At 64.6% G+C, this 16,079-nt stretch carries 12 protein-coding genes; 2 read left to right on the plus strand and 10 right to left on the minus strand.

Going from position 1 to position 16,079, the window contains the following annotated elements:
* The first annotated feature begins 3 nt into the window (after positions 1-3).
* On the plus strand, positions 4-1,305 hold the full coding sequence (locus CTA01S_RS05200) for a cobyrinic acid a,c-diamide synthase CobB (RefSeq protein WP_062192961.1): 1,302 nt from the start codon (positions 4-6) through the stop codon (positions 1,303-1,305).
* Positions 1,306-1,358: 53 nt separating this feature from the next.
* On the opposite strand, the gene CTA01S_RS05205 is transcribed toward CTA01S_RS05200, so the two are convergent.
* From CTA01S_RS05205 to cbiB, 10 genes are all read right to left on the minus strand, one after another.
* Positions 1,359-4,562: a type I restriction endonuclease subunit R gene (locus tag CTA01S_RS05205; RefSeq protein ID WP_062192964.1), complete on the minus strand. Its 3,204-nt coding sequence runs from the start codon at positions 4,560-4,562 to the stop codon at positions 1,359-1,361.
* Positions 4,562-5,170: a transposase gene (locus CTA01S_RS05210; protein ID WP_019562239.1), complete on the minus strand. Its 609-nt coding sequence runs from the start codon at positions 5,168-5,170 to the stop codon at positions 4,562-4,564. The genes CTA01S_RS05205 and CTA01S_RS05210 overlap by 1 nt, the downstream gene beginning before the upstream one ends.
* Entirely contained in the window at positions 5,167-5,643 is a 477-nt protein-coding gene (locus CTA01S_RS05215) for a virulence RhuM family protein (RefSeq protein ID WP_019562240.1), read from the minus strand. The genes CTA01S_RS05210 and CTA01S_RS05215 overlap by 4 nt, the downstream gene beginning before the upstream one ends.
* Positions 5,644-5,728: 85 nt before the next feature.
* On the minus strand, positions 5,729-6,592 hold the full coding sequence (locus tag CTA01S_RS05220; protein WP_062192967.1) for a GIY-YIG nuclease family protein: 864 nt from the start codon (positions 6,590-6,592) through the stop codon (positions 5,729-5,731).
* Positions 6,589-7,851 carry a restriction endonuclease subunit S gene (locus CTA01S_RS05225; RefSeq protein ID WP_232300995.1) on the minus strand — a complete coding sequence of 421 codons (1,263 nt, stop codon included), beginning with the start codon at positions 7,849-7,851 and terminating at the stop codon, positions 6,589-6,591. Before CTA01S_RS05225 ends, CTA01S_RS05220 begins: the two co-directional genes overlap by 4 nt.
* 399 nt (positions 7,852-8,250) lie before the next feature.
* The gene (locus CTA01S_RS05230) at positions 8,251-9,948 is read right to left on the minus strand and encodes an RNA-binding domain-containing protein (RefSeq protein ID WP_062192970.1); all 1,698 of its coding nucleotides are present in this window, start codon (positions 9,946-9,948) and stop codon (positions 8,251-8,253) included.
* 43 nt (positions 9,949-9,991) lie between these two features.
* Positions 9,992-11,563, minus strand: coding sequence for a class I SAM-dependent DNA methyltransferase (locus CTA01S_RS05235; RefSeq protein WP_019559500.1), 1,572 nt, complete (start codon positions 11,561-11,563; stop codon positions 9,992-9,994).
* 29 nt (positions 11,564-11,592) lie between these two features.
* Positions 11,593-12,498, minus strand: a complete 906-nt coding sequence (locus tag CTA01S_RS05240; protein WP_019559499.1) for a cobalamin-binding protein — start codon at positions 12,496-12,498, stop codon at positions 11,593-11,595.
* Positions 12,495-13,544 carry an aminotransferase class I/II-fold pyridoxal phosphate-dependent enzyme gene (locus tag CTA01S_RS05245; protein ID WP_062192973.1) on the minus strand — a complete coding sequence of 350 codons (1,050 nt, stop codon included), beginning with the start codon at positions 13,542-13,544 and terminating at the stop codon, positions 12,495-12,497. The genes CTA01S_RS05240 and CTA01S_RS05245 overlap by 4 nt, the downstream gene beginning before the upstream one ends.
* Positions 13,541-14,506 carry an adenosylcobinamide-phosphate synthase CbiB gene (cbiB, locus tag CTA01S_RS05250; protein WP_232300996.1) on the minus strand — a complete coding sequence of 322 codons (966 nt, stop codon included), beginning with the start codon at positions 14,504-14,506 and terminating at the stop codon, positions 13,541-13,543. The genes CTA01S_RS05245 and cbiB overlap by 4 nt, the downstream gene beginning before the upstream one ends.
* 30 nt (positions 14,507-14,536) lie before the next feature.
* Here cbiB and CTA01S_RS05255 point away from each other — a divergent pair, with 30 nt between their 5' ends.
* A complete protein-coding gene (locus CTA01S_RS05255; RefSeq protein ID WP_019559496.1) occupies positions 14,537-16,009 on the plus strand; it encodes a cobyric acid synthase in 1,473 nt (490 codons plus the stop codon).
* The last annotated feature ends 70 nt before the right edge of the window (positions 16,010-16,079 follow it).

The raw sequence follows: 16,079 nt of genomic DNA on the forward strand, positions 1-16,079 counted from the left end.
ACCATGGTGCATGCCGTATTGATCGCCGGGCCTGCCTCGGGCCAAGGCAAGACCATGCTCACCTGTGCGCTGGCGCGCCGCCTGCGCGCCCAGGGCCAGCGTGTGCGCGCCTTCAAGGTCGGGCCGGACTTCATCGACCCCGGCCATCTGGCCGCAGCCACCGACGCACCGGTGCGCAACCTCGACCTGTGGATGGTGGGCGAAACCGAATGCCGCCGCGAGCTGGCACGTGCGGCTGCCCAGGCCGATTGGCTGCTGGTCGAAGGCGCGATGGGGCTGTATGACGGGTCCCCCAGTGCGGCCGACTTGGCCGCTCGACTGGGCCTGCCCGTGCTGCTCGTGATCGATGCCGGCGCCATGGCCGAAACCTTCGGCGCGCTGGCCCTGGGCTTGCAAATGCACGGCCACGCACGCGGTGTGCGGGTGATCGGGGCACTGGCCAACCGGGTGGCCAGCCCCGGCCACGCCCGCATGCTCGCCGGCAGCCTGCCTCCAGGCCTGCCCTGGTGGGGCCATTTGAGCCGCGCCAGTCGCACCTTGCCAGAACGCCATCTCGGGCTGGTGCAAGTGCAGGAATTGCAAGCCAGCCTGCCCGGCGTGTGGGCCGCACTCGATGCCGCGTTGGTGCTGGAAGCCCATGCCCTGACGAGCCTGACGGCCTGGCAGCCCCCACCGCTCGAGGCCGAGCCCATGATCGAGCCCTTGCTGGCCGGCCAGCGCATCGCCGTGGCCCGCGATGCCGCTTTTTCGTTCTGCTACGAAGCCAACCTCGACATGCTGCGCGCCATGGGGGCGGAAGTGCAGCCCTTCTCGCCGCTGGCCGACGAAGCCATCCCCGCAGATGCCGACGCCATCTATCTGCCCGGAGGCTACCCCGAATTGCACGCCGCCGCCTTGTCTGAATGCCAACGCTTCATGCACAGCCTGCGCGAGCACCACGCCATGGGCCGTCCCATCGTGGCCGAATGCGGCGGCATGATGGTTTGCTCCCGCGAGCTGCGCACGCTCGACGGCACGCACCACCCGATGGCCGGTCTGCTCGACGCCGTCGCGGTGATGGGCGAACGCCTGGCCGGCATCGGCCTGCATCACTGGGACACGCCGCTGGGCAGCCTGCGCGGCCATGTCTTCCACTATGGCCGCCTCGAAGCCGGCCCCGCGCTACGCCCCAGCCACCTCACCCAGCCACGCCGCTACGGCGGCCCCGAAGCCGTGTACCAGCAAGGCCGCCTCACCGCGAGCTTCTTCCATGGCTACTTCGCCTCGGCACCGAAGCTGGTGGCCGAGCTGTTCCTGCGCCGCTGACTCGTGCGCCAAACGGCACACCCTGCACCGGGAAGCAATGGCCGTGACACACGTCACTGGACGCTGAGTGTCGGCTGCACCCACCGCTCGGCCCACGCTTCGGCCTGCGCGAGCACGGTCTGCACCGCTGCATCCTGCAAGTCCGGCGGATAGCCGAATTTGCGCAGGATGCGCTTGACCAACACCCGCATGCGGGCGCGGGCCGATTCGCGGTGCGCCCAGTCCACCGACACGTTGTCGCGCAAAGACACCAGCAGCTCATGGGCGATCACGCGCAGCTTCTCATCCCCCATGACCTGCACCGCGCTGTCGTTCTCGGCCAGGGCGTCGTAGAAGGCGATTTCCTCCTCGCTCAAGCCTTGCTCCTCGCCACGCTGGCGGGCGGCGCGGATGTCGCGGGCCAACTGGATCAGCTCTTGCAGCACTTCAGCGGTGGTGATGGCATTGGCGTGGTAGCGCGCCACCGCGGCCTCCAAGCGCTCGGAAAACGCGCGGGTTTGCACGACATTGACCTTGGCGCGCGAGCGGATGCCGTCGTTGATGAGCTTCTTCAGGGCTTCTAGCGCCAGGTTCTTCTGCTCTAGCTGCTGCACTTCGGCCAGGAATTCGTCCGAGAGGATGGAGATGTCTGGGCTCTTGAGCCCGCTGGCCTTCAGAATGTCCACGATCTCGGTGGACACCACGGCGCGGCTGACGATTTGCTGGATCGCCAATTCGCGCTCTTGCTGGGTCACTCCGGAGCCGGTGCTGCTCTTGACCAGCGCGGCACGGATCGCCTGGAAGAAGCCCACTTCCTCTCGGATTTGGCGAGCCTCGTCAGAGGCGGAGGCCAAGGCATACGCCTTGGACAAGGCCAGCACCGCATCGCCAAAGCGCCGGTGCGCGGCCTTCTTGCCTTGCGGCGTGGCTTCCTGCGCCGCCCACTGCTGCTGTTGGTCCAGAATCCACTCGATGGCGCCCGCCATCATCGCCAGCCGCGCCTGCGGCGAGCCCTCCAGCGCGGCCCGGTAGTCGAAGCCGTGGAACATGTCGCGCACGACTTCGTACTTTTCCATCATCACCGCAATCGCATCACGCTCGTCGATGCCGGTGTGTTCTCGGTCGCGCGGCGAGTACTGCGCCAGCGCGTTCTTCAGATTCTGCGCAATGCCGATGTAGTCCACGATCAGCCCGGCCGGTTTGTCGCGAAACACGCGGTTGACGCGCGCAATCGCCTGCATCAGCCCGTGGCCGCGCATGGGCTTGTCCACGTACATGGTGTGCATGCACGGCGCATCGAAGCCGGTGAGCCACATGTCGCGCACGATCACGAGCTTGAGTGGGTCTTTTGGGTCGCGCGCGCGCTTGGCCAAGAGATCGCGCCTTGCCTTGTTGCCGATGTGCGGCTGCCATTCCACCGGGTCGGCGGCCGACCCCGTCATCACGATCTTCACCGCGCCGGCGTTGTCATCGTCGCTGTGCCAGTCCGGCCGCAGCTTGACGATCTCATCGTAGAGTTTGACGCAGATGCGTCGGCTCATGCAGACGACCATTGCCTTGCCATCCAGCGCGGCCACGCGATTTTCGAAGTGCTGCACGATGTCCTTGGCCACCAGGGCCAGGCGCTTGTCGGCGCCGACCAGCGCCTCCACCGTGGCCCACTTCTGTTTGGTGCGCTCGCGGGTCGGCTCCTCCTCGTCTTCCAAAATGGCTTCGATCTCGGCGTCGATCTTGGGCTTTTCGTCGTCGTCCAGTTCAATGCGCGCCAGGCGCGACTCGTAGTAGATCGGCACGGTCGCGCCGTCTTCCACCGCGCGGCTGATGTCGTAGATGTCGATGTAATGGCCGAACACTGCCGGGGTGTTGACATCCTCGGCTTCGATGGGCGTACCGGTAAAGCCGATGAACGAGGCGTTGGGCAGCGCGTCGCGCATGTACTTGGCAAAGCCATAGGAGACTTCGCCGGTCTTGGCATCCACCTTGGCCTTGAAGCCATATTGGCTGCGGTGCGCCTCGTCGGCAATCACCACGACGTTGCGGCGCGTGGTGAGCGGCCCGTCCACTTCGCCGAACTTTTGCAGCGTGGTGAAGATCACCCCGCCGGATGCCCGGTTGAGCAACTCCTTCAAATGCTCGCGCCCCTCGGCCTGCACCGGCGTTTGGCGGATCAGGTCGCGGCACATCGAAAACGTGGCAAAGAGCTGATCGTCCAGGTCGTTGCGGTCGGTCAGCACCACCAGCGTGGGGTTTTCCAGCGCCGGGTGCTTGACCAGTTGCCCGGCATAGAAGGCCATCAACAGGCTTTTGCCCGAGCCTTGCGTGTGCCAGATCACACCCACACGCCGGTCGCCAGGGCGCTGGGTCTTGGCCGACGGCAGGCCGTAGTCCGCCGGGTCTTCTTGCGCAACGTGCTTGGGCGGCAAGGCGCGCACGGTTTGTTCCACCGCCTTCTTCACCGCGTGGAACTGGTGATAGCCCGCGATGATCTTGGCCAGCCCCGAACCGGTTTCGGCAAACACCGTGAAATCGCGCAGCAGATCGAGCAGGCGGCGATGCGCGAACACGCCTTCGATCAGGGTCGAAAGTTCCGGCGCGCCTTTCGGGGCAATGGCCGTGCCGTCGGTGGTGCGCCACGGCATGAAACGCTCCATATCCGCCGACAGCGACCCCACCCGCGCCGCGATGCCATCCGACGTGACCAGCAGCGCGTTGGTGTGGAAGAGCTGCGGAATCTCCCGCTTGTAGGTCTGCAACTGGTTGAACGCGCCCCAAAGATGCGCCCCGGCGCTGCCCGGGGCCTTGAGCTCGATCACCGCCAGCGGCAGGCCGTTGACGAACACCACCACGTCGGGACGCCGGTGGTTCTGGCCGTGGATCACCACGAACTGGCTCACCGCCAGCCAGTCGTTCTGCGCCGGGTTTTCGAAATCGATCAGCGCGACCTTGCCCGCCCGCAAGGTGCCATCGTCCGCGTGGTACTCGACATCCACGCCTTCGGTCAGCAGCCTGTGCAGGCGGCGGTTTTCCTCCAGCAGATGGGGCAGCTCGGACTGCATCACCCGCCGCACGGCATCCTGACGCGCCTCCAGTGGCAGATGCGGGTTCAGCCGGGCCACGGCGTCCTCGAAGCGTTTTTTCAGCACCACTTCATCGTGGCCCTCCCGCTCCGGCCGGTGTCCATCGGGGCCGATGTCCTCCTCACGCGCGATGCCATAGCCCAGCGCGGCCAGTTGGTCCAGCAGCGCAGATTCGACGTCGGCTTCGGATAAAAAGGCCATTACGGTTCTCCAGATCCGGGCGGCATCCAACGCGATCCAAGCGCGGGATTCTCCGCATCCAGCGCCCATTGTCGCGGGTTGTTGGCGATGTATTCGCGAACGCGGGCGAGCGCGCCTTCATTGCGGATGATGTGTTCGTAATAGTTGCGCTGCCAGATGGCGCTGGGTCTACCCCGCAATCCGTTGATCCGTTTGGTGGTGACCGATTTGAATTGCCCAATGATGGCGCCAACGGAACCGGGGGCGGGTCCAGATGTAGGGGCGACGCGGCGTGTAGGGGCGACGCGGCGCGTCGCCCCTACTACATGGTCATTCCCCACGATCCAGATGATGCCGTGCACGTGGTTGGGCATCACGACGAATTCGGCATCGTGCAATCGCACAAACGGGCGTATTTGTGCGGTCTTGAACCATTCCTCACGCACGATCTCGCCCCACGTGTTCAACCGCATTTCTCCATCCACCACTTCACCGAACAGGCATTGCCGATCGTGCGTGCAGATTGTCACGAAATACGCGCCGGGCTGCGTGTAATCGTAGTCTTTCAGGCGGATGGAGCGACGGTTTCCAAAGCGGCCGGCCGCTGGCCCGCTGACATGGCCGTTCATCGCCCGCGCTCCTGCTCGGCCGTGAGCGCCTCGCCCGCGGCGGCTTTTTTCACCAGCGCCAACGCCGCTTCCAGCTCGGCAGCGTTTTGCTCAAAGCGCTGGCGGTCCAGGCTGTAGCCCTGGGTCAGATGCTCGCGCAGAACCCGCGTGGCCCATTGGCGAAAGCGTGTGGCGCGGGTGGAGTTGACGCGGTAGCCGACCGAGATGATGGCGTCGAGGTTGTAGTGTTTGAGCTGTCGCCGAACCTGCCGCCTGCCTTCGGTCTGAACTGCTAAGAAATCCTTAGTCGTTGCCGCCTCCTCCAGCTCGCCATCGCGGAAAATGTTCTTCAGGTGCATGAGCACGTTTTCCGGCGTGGTGGCAAACACCTCGGCCATCTGGCGCTGCGTCAGCCAGAGGGATTCGCCCTCCAACCGCACCTGCACCGGCTGTCCGCTCGACTCGAAAATGACGAGTTGGTTGAACGTGGTCATGGTGTTCTCTCCCTGAGAAACGTTTCGGCGTCTTTTATACGCAGTTTGCCAGAAAACAGCTTGGGCAGCAGGGTAAACCAGGCGCTCACGCCGCCGCCGCTTCCTGGAGGACTTTTAACGTACGCCCTTTTGCGTCCTTCCACTCTGTGCGCCCATTGGCGGAGCGCCCAAGCAAAATACCCGCCGCTGTGGAAGGCGAGTTGAACGTGTAGTCCTCCGTCAAGCAGTAGAACTCACCTGCGTCTTGCAGTATTCCGTTCGCAAGCAGCGACTGACGCAGCTCGCTCAAGTACGCGTGAATGGACGGCACTTCTGTTTTGACGGCCTGCGAGCGAGAGCGCACGATGAAGCCTTCGGCACTTTCGATTCCGCGCGCCTCGATGCCCTTGGCACGTAGAAACAATTCCTGCTGACCGTTCGGCAAGTGCGCGGGTGCTTTCGACTTCTCGAAAACGGTTACACCGAATACGGGCAGACAGAGCAAGATGTCAGCCAAGAAGCCTTCCGCATCGGCCGCGTCAGCCTCGGACAACACCGGAAGCTGTGGCACATTGCCATTGTCCAACTCGGCCCGCCTAGCTTGACTAGCGAGTGAAACCAGCCGCGCCTCCAGATATTGCACATGCGCTTTGTTGAGGTTTTGATCCTTGCTGGTGAATACGATGGCGTGTGTCCAGAAATCCTTTTGCTTGTGATGCTGGTCAAGCCGGGCGCGAAGGAAATCACCTTCGCCCACATAAATCCTGGGCAGTTGCCCGAAGACACCAGGCCCCCACAGCACGTACACTCCGGCACGCTGCAATTCGGGACGCTGGCGCACCTCGGCAAAGATCGCGCGCGGGAACATCAGCCCTTGTCCCGTCCAGTTGGACTTTTCAATGATGCGCAGCCCCTCCGGATCACCCATGGGCACGAAAATTTGCACGGAAAATGCGCGTTTCTCAGTCATAAGCCTCTCTCCAGCAAAAACCGTTCTGCATCTTTTACCCGCAGTTCGCCGGATATCAGCTTGGGCAGCAGGGTGTCGCGCAGTTGGGCGAGGGTTTCGATTTCCTCAGCATTAACTTTGACATTCTTGAATGGGGGCGCAACAAGACGAGAGAACGCATCCCATACAGTCTTCTTGACCGGTGCCGCAAGCTTGAACGCGGCCACCGAGTCAGCCTGAACACGCTGCCGACCGGAGGTGCCTGTCATGCTTCGGATAGCCTGCGCCCGAAAAGTCGAATCTCGTGCCAGTAAGTACCCGAATTCCGGCGGCACTGGGGCTTTGGGTCGCATTACGATATATTCAGTGGAACCCCACCCCACCGCGTTGTCAGGCAAGCACTGGACAAAGGCCGCCTTTCCATTCTCCAAACAGGGTGTAATCCGGGCCAACAAGGTGTCACCATTGCGAAAACGCATACCACTACCGAATGGCCGCAATACCGGCGGCTCTGGCCAGCTCCCAGACGTCGGCAATGCGGCCATTTCGATGTATGGGGCTTCCGTCCCCTTTCCCAAGGATTCTGATGGATTGAACTCAATGAGATGGCTCGCTGGTACACTTTCCCACCCCTCCGGAATCTCGCCCAATTCTGAATCGATGAGCCGGTCGGGGAAGAGGTCGTAGAGGTGCGCGGGCAGGCCAGGTAGGGGCGACCGGCCGGTCGCCCCTACATCCCCCCTCTGCCAGCGCCCTTCCATCTTGGCGCGCACGGGCTCGAAATCCACGAACCACGCCTTGAACAAGGCGCGGGCCATGGCCTCTAACGTTTCGTTCTGGCGGCGCAAGAGTTCGATCTTGTCGTCCAGCGTGCCGAGGATATGGGCGATGGCGCGTTGCTCGGCAAGCGGGGGTAGTGTGATTTGAAATCGTTCAACGGCTGACGACGGGACGCGCTGTCGGCCGGATGTCCCCTCCATGTGCCCTATTGCATAGCGTCGGAATTCCGGAGAACGAGCTATGTAATAGGCGAACAATGAATCGCTTTCTCCGGATCTGCCGCTGAGCACGATATATTCTGTCGATCCATGCGCCACTTCATCATTACGCAGGCCGACGACAAAGGCGGTTTTTCCGTTTTCGAGACACGGTGTAATGCGTGCAATAAGCGTATCACCGTTGCGAAACCTAGTGCCTGAACCTGTGAATTCGCGGGTTTCGATGCGCTCTACTGCTCTTGCGTGCGCTGGCAACGCATCCATTGGGATGAACGGTGCCACGCTACCTCGCTTCAGTGGACGAGGCGGATTGACATCAAATGCAGCGCCGATTGTCGTTTTGCGCCACTCACTGACCATCCTCACCCCCCCTTCAAGTTAACCTGACTTGCAGCAGCCATTGCCTTGACCTTCCCTTGGCAACGCATCACGACACCTCCCGACCCGCTCATACGCCCGCCTCCGCCGTTTCCTCGAACAGCCGCAAATAGGGTTCGAAGCGAAAGCGCCGGTTGCGGGCGTAGCCGGTGATTTCGCGCAAGTCGCTTGATCAACGTTGCGTTGATTGTGGTCATCACTCGGGCGTGTGTTCAACGCAGCGTTCAAAACCCCAGCGCCTCAGGTTGGCCTCGGTCGCGGCATCGAGCTTATGCGCGCGATGCTCGGCATTTATGCGCGCGCTCATATTTTTGTTCCTCGCTCATACCAAGCCCCCTTGCGTTCTCCGTGGCGCACCAGTCGGCCGTCGTCCACCAGTCTGGATAGCAGGCGAGTGGCTTGGTGCGGGCCGATCCGGCAGAGCTCAGCCGCATCGCGCCGTGTGATCCGTCTGTGCTTTTCCACGAACTGGAGCACCATTTGTTCTTGCTGCAGGGGTTCGAATCCGCGTTGGCGGACGTAGCCGGCTTTGTTGCCCAGCAGGCGATAGACGGCGGCGGCCAGGTGCCAGGTTCGGCCTTTCTTTTGGCCGCGTTCTTCGACGAGGCCCGCTTCCACCAGGGTATGCAAGGTGGTGCGGGTTTCCGCCTCGGGCTTTTGCAGCAAGTGGGCGGCGTCGCCAGTGGTCAGGCTGCGCTCCTGCCAGAGGGCGTTGAGGATCAGGAGCTCATCCAAGCCCAGAGTGCGTCCGTTCTGCGCTTCGGTGACGAGCAGGCGGACGAAGTCGAGGTTGGCTTGGCCTCCAGGGATGACGACGGTGACGCCAGTCGCATCGCTGCGCGCGTAAGAGGGGGCGGTGCGGCCGTTGCGCAGTTGTTCGTAGAAGATGGTGTCGATGCCGCGCGCGGTGCGCTCGACGATGCCGGCGCGCTTGAAGGCGTCGGCCAGCAAGGGGTTGCGCGGGCGTGGTGCGGTGACGAGCAGGTTGTCCAGGCGCACACCTTCCGGAAAGCCGCCGGGGTTGCTGATTTCGATGCGTTCGGGGTGCCATTGGAAATGGACGGCACCCAGGCGCTGATAGTCACGGTGGATGAGGGCATTGGCCACCGCTTCGCGCAAGGCGCGCTCGGGGTAGTCGGGAACGCCTACGCGCAGCAACCCGACCATCAGTTCCTTTTCTCGGTTGCGGGCGCGGATGCGCATTTCGATCTCTTCCATCACGCGCAACAGTGGCCAGCGAAAGAAGTCGTTGACCTCCAAGTCGAGCCCGCGCAACACCTGAAAGGCGACTTCGTGCGCCGGAACGTAACGGCGCAGTGCCTCTTCCTTGCCAAAGAGCAACAAGGCCGCCAGGCGAACGCCGCGCACGCTGCCATTGGCATCGATGACACCCAGCGCTTTGGCGAGCTCCAGATCGGGTAGGTCGAGCAGGCTTTCGTCGCTGCGGCCGCGTCGCTCCCGCACACTGCGGCGAAAGCGTTCGAACTCCAGGGGGTCGAGATCCTGCCAGCGGGCATCGGCGAGGATCTGCGCCGAAGGGTCGAGCAACCCCCGTCCTGCCAAGAGGGACTGAACGGCGTGGGCATCCATTGGTAGGCAAGCAGGTTTGCCGTCACCACCCACCGCGCGGCGAAGGAAAAGGCCATCTGCGGTGGCAACCGGGTGGTGTTGTGTAGGTACTTCGATCACCAGAACGGCATGGCCTTCGTAGTCGATGGATTCGATGCGAACGGTTACTGGTGGACGGGTGCGATGGGCGATCAGGGCGGCGAGTTTGTCCAGGTCGGTGATGCTGCCATGGCGCGGACGTGCGCCGGTGAGGCGGCCATCGTCTTCGACCCCGATCAGAAGATAACCGGATTCGCTGCCGGTTCGATTGGCCAGACAGACAACGGCCTGCACCAAATCGCGGTCGGAAAGGGGGGCTTTGGCTTCGCCCTTGAACTCGACGGCAAGCCTCTCCCCAGCGGCAATCATCTGCAGGAGCTCTTGCGGGGTCATCGGGTGCTCCAGGTGGTGAATGGCGGCAATAAGAACGACATGATCAAAACCCCAGCTCCTTCAGATTGGCCTCGATCGCGGCATCCAACCTGGCCGCTTCTTCGCGCTGCTGCCGCCACTGGGCGGACAGGCGCGCCATCTTTGCTTCGAAGGGTTCGCCGTCGTCCTCCTGCTGCGCCGCACCCACATAGCGGCCCGGCGTCAGCACATGGCCGTGTTGGCGGATGTCCTCCAACGTGGCGGATTTGCAGAAACCGGGGATGTCGGCGTATTCCGGTAGGGGCGACCTGCGGGTCGCCCCTACGGTTCCGCGCCAAGCGTGGTAAGTGTCGGCGATGCGCTGGATTTCCTCGTCGGTGAGTTCGCGCCGGGTGCGGTCCACCAGCACGCCCATCTGGCGGGCGTCGATGAACAGCACTTGGCCGCGCCGGTCGCGCAAGCCCCCGCCGGGGTTTTTGTTGCGCGCCAGAAACCACAGGCAAGCGGGAATCTGCGTGGAGTAAAAAAGCTGCCCGGGCAACGCCACCATGCAGTCCACCACGTCGGCTTCGACCATGGCACGGCGGATGTCGCCTTCGCCGCTCTGGTTGGAGCTCATGGAGCCGTTGGCCAGCACCACGCCCGCGGTGCCGTTTGGAGCGAGGTGGTGATAGATATGCTGCAGCCAGGCGTAGTTGGCATTGCCCACCGGCGGCACGCCAAAGGTCCAGCGCACGTCTTCGCGCAGGCGCTCGCCGCCCCAGTCGGAAACATTGAACGGCGGGTTGGCAAGGATGTAATCGGCCTTGAGGTCGCGCAGTTCGTCTTTGTGGAAGCTGCCTTCGTTGTTCCAGCGGATGTCGGCGTCGATGCCGCGCACGGCCAGGTTCATCTTGCACAGCCGCCACGTGGTGTAGTTGCTTTCCTGCCCGTAGATGGCAATGTCGCCGATGCGCCCGCCGTGCTCCTGCACGAACTTTTCCGATTGCACGAACATGCCGCCCGAGCCGCAGCAGGGGTCGTACACGCGGCCCCGGTAGGGTTCGAGCATTTCCACCAGCACGCGCACCACCGAGCGCGGGGTGTAGAACTCGCCGCCGCGCTTGCCTTCGGCGCCGGCGAACTGCCCCAGGAAATACTCGTACACACGCCCGAGTATGTCCTTCGAGCGGTGGGCCGCATCCTTTAGGCCGATGCGCGAGAACAGGTCGATCAACTCGCCCAGCATGACCTTGTTGAGCGCGGGGCGGGCATAGTCCTTGGGCAACACGCCTTTGAGCGAGTCGTTTTCTTTTTCGATGGCGCGCATGGCCTCGTCGATCAGGGTGCCGATCTCGGGCCGCTTGGCGTGGGCCTGCAGATACGACCAGCGCGCCGCCGCTGGCACCCAGAACACGTTGTCGGCAAGGTATTCGTCGCGGTCTTCGGCAACCTGCGGGTCTTCGGCCAACAGCGCCTGGTGCTTGGCCTCGAAGGCGTCGGAGATGTATTTCAAGAAGATGAGCCCCAGCACGACATGCTTGTAGTCGCTGGGCTCCATGTTGCCGCGCAGTTTGTCGGCGGCTTTGAAGAGTTTGGCCTCGAAGCCAAGGTTGGCGTCGTTGCCGCTTTTGGCGGGATCTTTCCGTTTGTTCATCGTACGAGGGTGTCCATGCCGTGGGTTGATCAGCGTCGCCGGCGGCGCGCCTCCTCGATCGCCTCGCACAGCAAGGCTGCGCCTTGCAGCACCCTGGGCGTGGGCCGGTTGATGAGGTCGCCGTTCACGTAAAAGAGGTTGCCGCGCTGCACCGCCATGAGTCGCGGGAAGCGTTTCCAGCCGTCCAGGCTGTCCAGCGGGCGATCGGAGGCAGTGGCCCCCATGCTGGCAGCAAAGATGAATTCGGGGTTGGCTTGCAGCACGGCCTCATCTGACAGGGTGGGCACCAGCGGGGCGAGTCGACCGAAGACATTGACGCCGCCGCACAGGCGAATGACGTCGCTGACCAGATGTTCGTCATTGAGCGTTTTCAGCGGTTGGCGCCACACTTGGTAAAAGGTGGTCACCGGGGGACGGCCCGCGTAACGCTCGCGCAGGGCGTGCAGAGTGCGGCGGTAGTCGTCGGCCGCCTGTTGGGCGGCGGCTTCGGTGCCCATCAAGCGGCCCAGTCGCTCCAGCGCGGTCGGAATGTCGTCGAGCCGCCGCGGCTCGCTTTCGTACAGGGGGATGCCCAAGGCGGCGAGTTTTTCGATCTGGCGGCGTGCATTGCCATGACGCCAGACGACGATCAGATCGGGTTTGAGCGCAGCGATGGTTTCCAGGTCGATGGCTTTGTTGTCGCCCACACGGCGGATGGACCGAGCCGCTTCGGGGTAGTCGCTGTACTCGACCACCCCGACCAGACGATGCCCTGCGCCCGCGGCAAAAACGAGTTCGGTCGCATGCGGCGCCAAGCTGATGATGCGCTGCGCAGGCCGCGGCAGCGTGAGCGTGCGTCCATGGTCATCGACGGAACTGACGGCCTGCGCCTGGGCAGCCGGCGCACCCGTGACACAGGCCGCAGCCAAAAGCAAGCTCATCCAAACGGTCTTCATGGGTTCTCCAGCATGGGGACGGTTGCAGCCAGGGCGGCATCAAGCCGCTGCAACGCCGCTTCATGGGGTGGCAGGCCCAGGCGCAGGGCCTGGAAGTCGGAGCCGTGATGGCCGCTTGGCGCGGGCAGGTCGAACAGGCGTGTCCACACGCCTTGCCGGGCCAAGGCTTCGTGCAAGATGGCAGCCCGGGCCGTGATCACGGTGCGAAATAGCATCGTGCCCTGGTGGGCCAGACCATGACGAGCCAGCACGATGCCCAAGGACTGCGCGGCCACCTGGAGCCGCTGGCGCATGGTGGCTCGCCAGGCAGTATCGCGCAATGCAGCCGCAGCCAGTTGCAACGCCAAGCCCCCCACGGACCAGGGCCCCAGCTCGGCGGCCAGGGCCTCGCGCCACGCGGGGCTGGCCAGCACGGCCCCGACGCGCAACCCCGCCAGGCCGTAGAACTTGCCCAGCGAACGCAGCACGACGACATTGGGCAGGCCCAGCTGGGCATGGCTGGGTCCATCGGCGGCGTCGAGAAAGGCTTCGTCGATGACGAGCAGGCGGCAGGCCGCCGCCAGCGCGCGCACGCGCGATGCATCGAAAGTGTCGCCGGTGGGGTTGTTGGGGTGAGCGATGACGATCACGTCGGCCGCCGTGCGCCCCAGCGCGGCCGCAGCGTGCAGGTGCACGGCATGCCCTTCCAAGCCCCAGCGTGCGGCATGTTCACCATAGCTGGGCCACAGCACTTGCACGTGCGCACGGCCGAGATGGCGTCGCCACAGGCGGGGCAGCGCTTGGATGGCGGCCTGCGAGCCAGGCACGGGCAGCGCCCCTGATCCGTAGGCCGCATCGAAAGCAGCTTGCACTTGCGCATCGGGGCCGGGCAGCTCATGCCAGGCAGCCTCGGGCAGGTGGGTCATGTGCTCACGCGCAGGCCAGGGCCAAGGGTTGATGCCGGTGGACAGGTCCAGCCACGGCTTCCCTGCTGGGGCGAAGCCAAAGCGCTCGATGGCCCGGTGCAGGTCGGCCCCATGGGGAATGGGCGCGGGCTTGGGGATCACGCCCCCTCCTGAACGAGGATCGCCAGCAAGGTCAGCACGACCATCCACAGCACGAAGCAGCGAAGCAGCAATGCACAGGCGCGCTGGACGTCGGTGGCGCCGGGTGGCTTGCCTTCGCCGAGCACTGGCCGCCATTCCAAGCGGCCATGGTAGCGTGCCGCGCCCCCCAGCCGCAGGTTCAGCGCCCCGGCACCGGCGGCCATCGCCGGGCCGGCGTTGGGGCTGTCCCACTGGGGCGCTTGTGTGCGCCAACAGTGCCAAGCTCGGCCGGTGCGGCCGCAGAGGGCATAGCTGAGCGCCGTGGCGCGTGCGGGCAACCAATTCAACACATCATCGAGGCGCGCTGCGGCCCAGCCGAAGTGCCGATACCGTGGGGTGCGATAGCCCCACATGGCATCCAGTGTGTTGGACAGCCGGTGCAGCAACACGCCTGGTGCGCCCGCCAGGGCAAACCAAAACAGGCTGGCGAAGACGGCGTCACTGCCGTTTTCCAAGGCCGACTCCACGGCTGCCGTGGCCACACCGGCTTCATCGAGCACCGCACAGTCGCGCGTGACGATGTGCTGCACGGCTTGGCGGGCAGCGGGCAGGTCTTGCTGCTGCAAGGCGCGACCCACCGGCACCACATGCTCGATCAGACTGCGCAGGCCCAATGCAGCGTAGAGCGCCAGCCCGTCGAGCAGCCAGCGCCCGGCCATGGGCGTGATCGCCCGCATCATCATGAACGCCCCCACGATCGGCAGCACGGCCAGACACCAGGCCAGCACGCCCCGCCGTTTGGACGACCCACGGTGGAGGCAACGTTCGATGAACCGAGCCCAGCGACCAAAGCCCACCAGCGGATGCCAGCGCCGTGGCTCACCCAGGCACAGGTCCAGCGCCACGCCCAGCCACAAGCTCCACAGCCAGCCGGGCTGGGTGAGCGCAATAGGCATGGCGAAGGTGTCGGTCAGGAAGCTCATGGGCGGGCCGCGCGAAATCATAATCGGGCCATGCCGTCCTTCTACGAATGCTTCCACGGCACGCTGATGGTGCAAGGCTGCACCAGCGATGCGGGCAAGTCCACCTTGGTGGCCGCGCTGGGCCGCCTGTTTCATCGGCATGGCCGTCGTGTGGCACCGTTCAAGCCGCAGAACATGGCGCTGAACTCGGCGGTGACGGCCGACGGCGGCGAGATCGGCCGCGCCCAGGCACTGCAAGCCCAGGCCTGTGGGCTGGCACCGCACACGGACATGAACCCGGTGCTGCTCAAGCCCAACAGCGACACTGGCGCCCAGGTGATCATCCAGGGCCGCGCGCGCTTCAATGCCCATGCGATCGAGTACCACGCCTTCAAGCCGCTGGCCCTGCCCTATGTGCTGGAGAGCTACGCGCGGCTGCGCGCCGCGCACGAGGTGGTGCTGGTGGAAGGGGCTGGCAGCCCGGCCGAGGTGAACCTTCGCGAGCGCGACATCGCCAACATGGGCTTTGCCGAAGCGGTGGACTGCCCGGTGATCCTGGTGGCCGACATCGACCGCGGCGGCGTTTTCGCGCACCTGTTGGGCACGCTGGAATGCCTGAGCCACAGCGAACGGGCGCGCATCCGCGGTTTCGTGATCAACCGTTTCCGTGGCGACGTGTCTTTGCTAGAGCCCGGCCTGCGCTGGCTGGAGGAGCGCAGTGGCAAACCCGTGTTGGGCGTGCTGCCCTACCTCAGCGGCCTGATGCTCGATGCCGAAGACGCCCTGCCCCGTGAGCGCCTGACCAAGCCGGGTGAACCGCGGCTGCGCGTGGTGGTACCGGTGTTGCCGCGTCTGTCGAACCATACGGACTTGGACGCGCTGCGCGTGCATCCGCAGGTGGAATTGATTTTCGCCGGCCCCGGCCGGCCACTGCCACCGGCCGATCTGATCGTTCTGCCAGGCAGCAAGAGCGTGCAGGCCGATTTGCGCGCCTTGCGCGAACGGGGCTGGGACCGTGATCTCGCACGCCACCTGCGCTACGGCGGCAAGCTGATCGCCATCTGCGGCGGCCTGCAGATGCTGGGCCGCTGGCTGCACGATCCCCACGGTCTGGAGGGTCCACCGGGTTCGATGCCGGGTCTGGGCTGGCTCGACTTGGAAACCACGCTCGCGCCACAAAAGCAGTTGCGTCAGGTGCAAGGCCGCCTGCGGCCCGGGGGCGAGATGGTGTGGGGTTACGAGATCCACGCCGGCGTCAGTACCGGCCCGGCCTTGGAGCATCCGCTGCTGGACCTGGACGGCCGACCCGAAGGGGTGCGCGACCCGGGGGGGCAAATCCTGGCCACGTATGTGCATGGTCTGTTCGATGCACCGCCAGCCCAGGCCTCGCTGCTGCGCTGGGCCGGGCTCGACGCGGCCGAACCCACCGACCTGAACGCCTTGCGTGAAGCCAGCCTGAACCGGCTGGCCGATGCCGTGGCGCAGCATCTGGATGCATCGGCCTGGGAGCGTGCGCTGAGCTAACAGCCCGAGCACTTCATTGTTCTTGACCTTGGAGCGGCATGCGCTTAACACACCTTGCGCACAATGGACG

The organism is Caldimonas taiwanensis NBRC 104434 (genome assembly GCF_001592165.1).
Classification (GTDB): Bacteria; Pseudomonadota; Gammaproteobacteria; order Burkholderiales; family Burkholderiaceae_C; genus Caldimonas; species Caldimonas manganoxidans.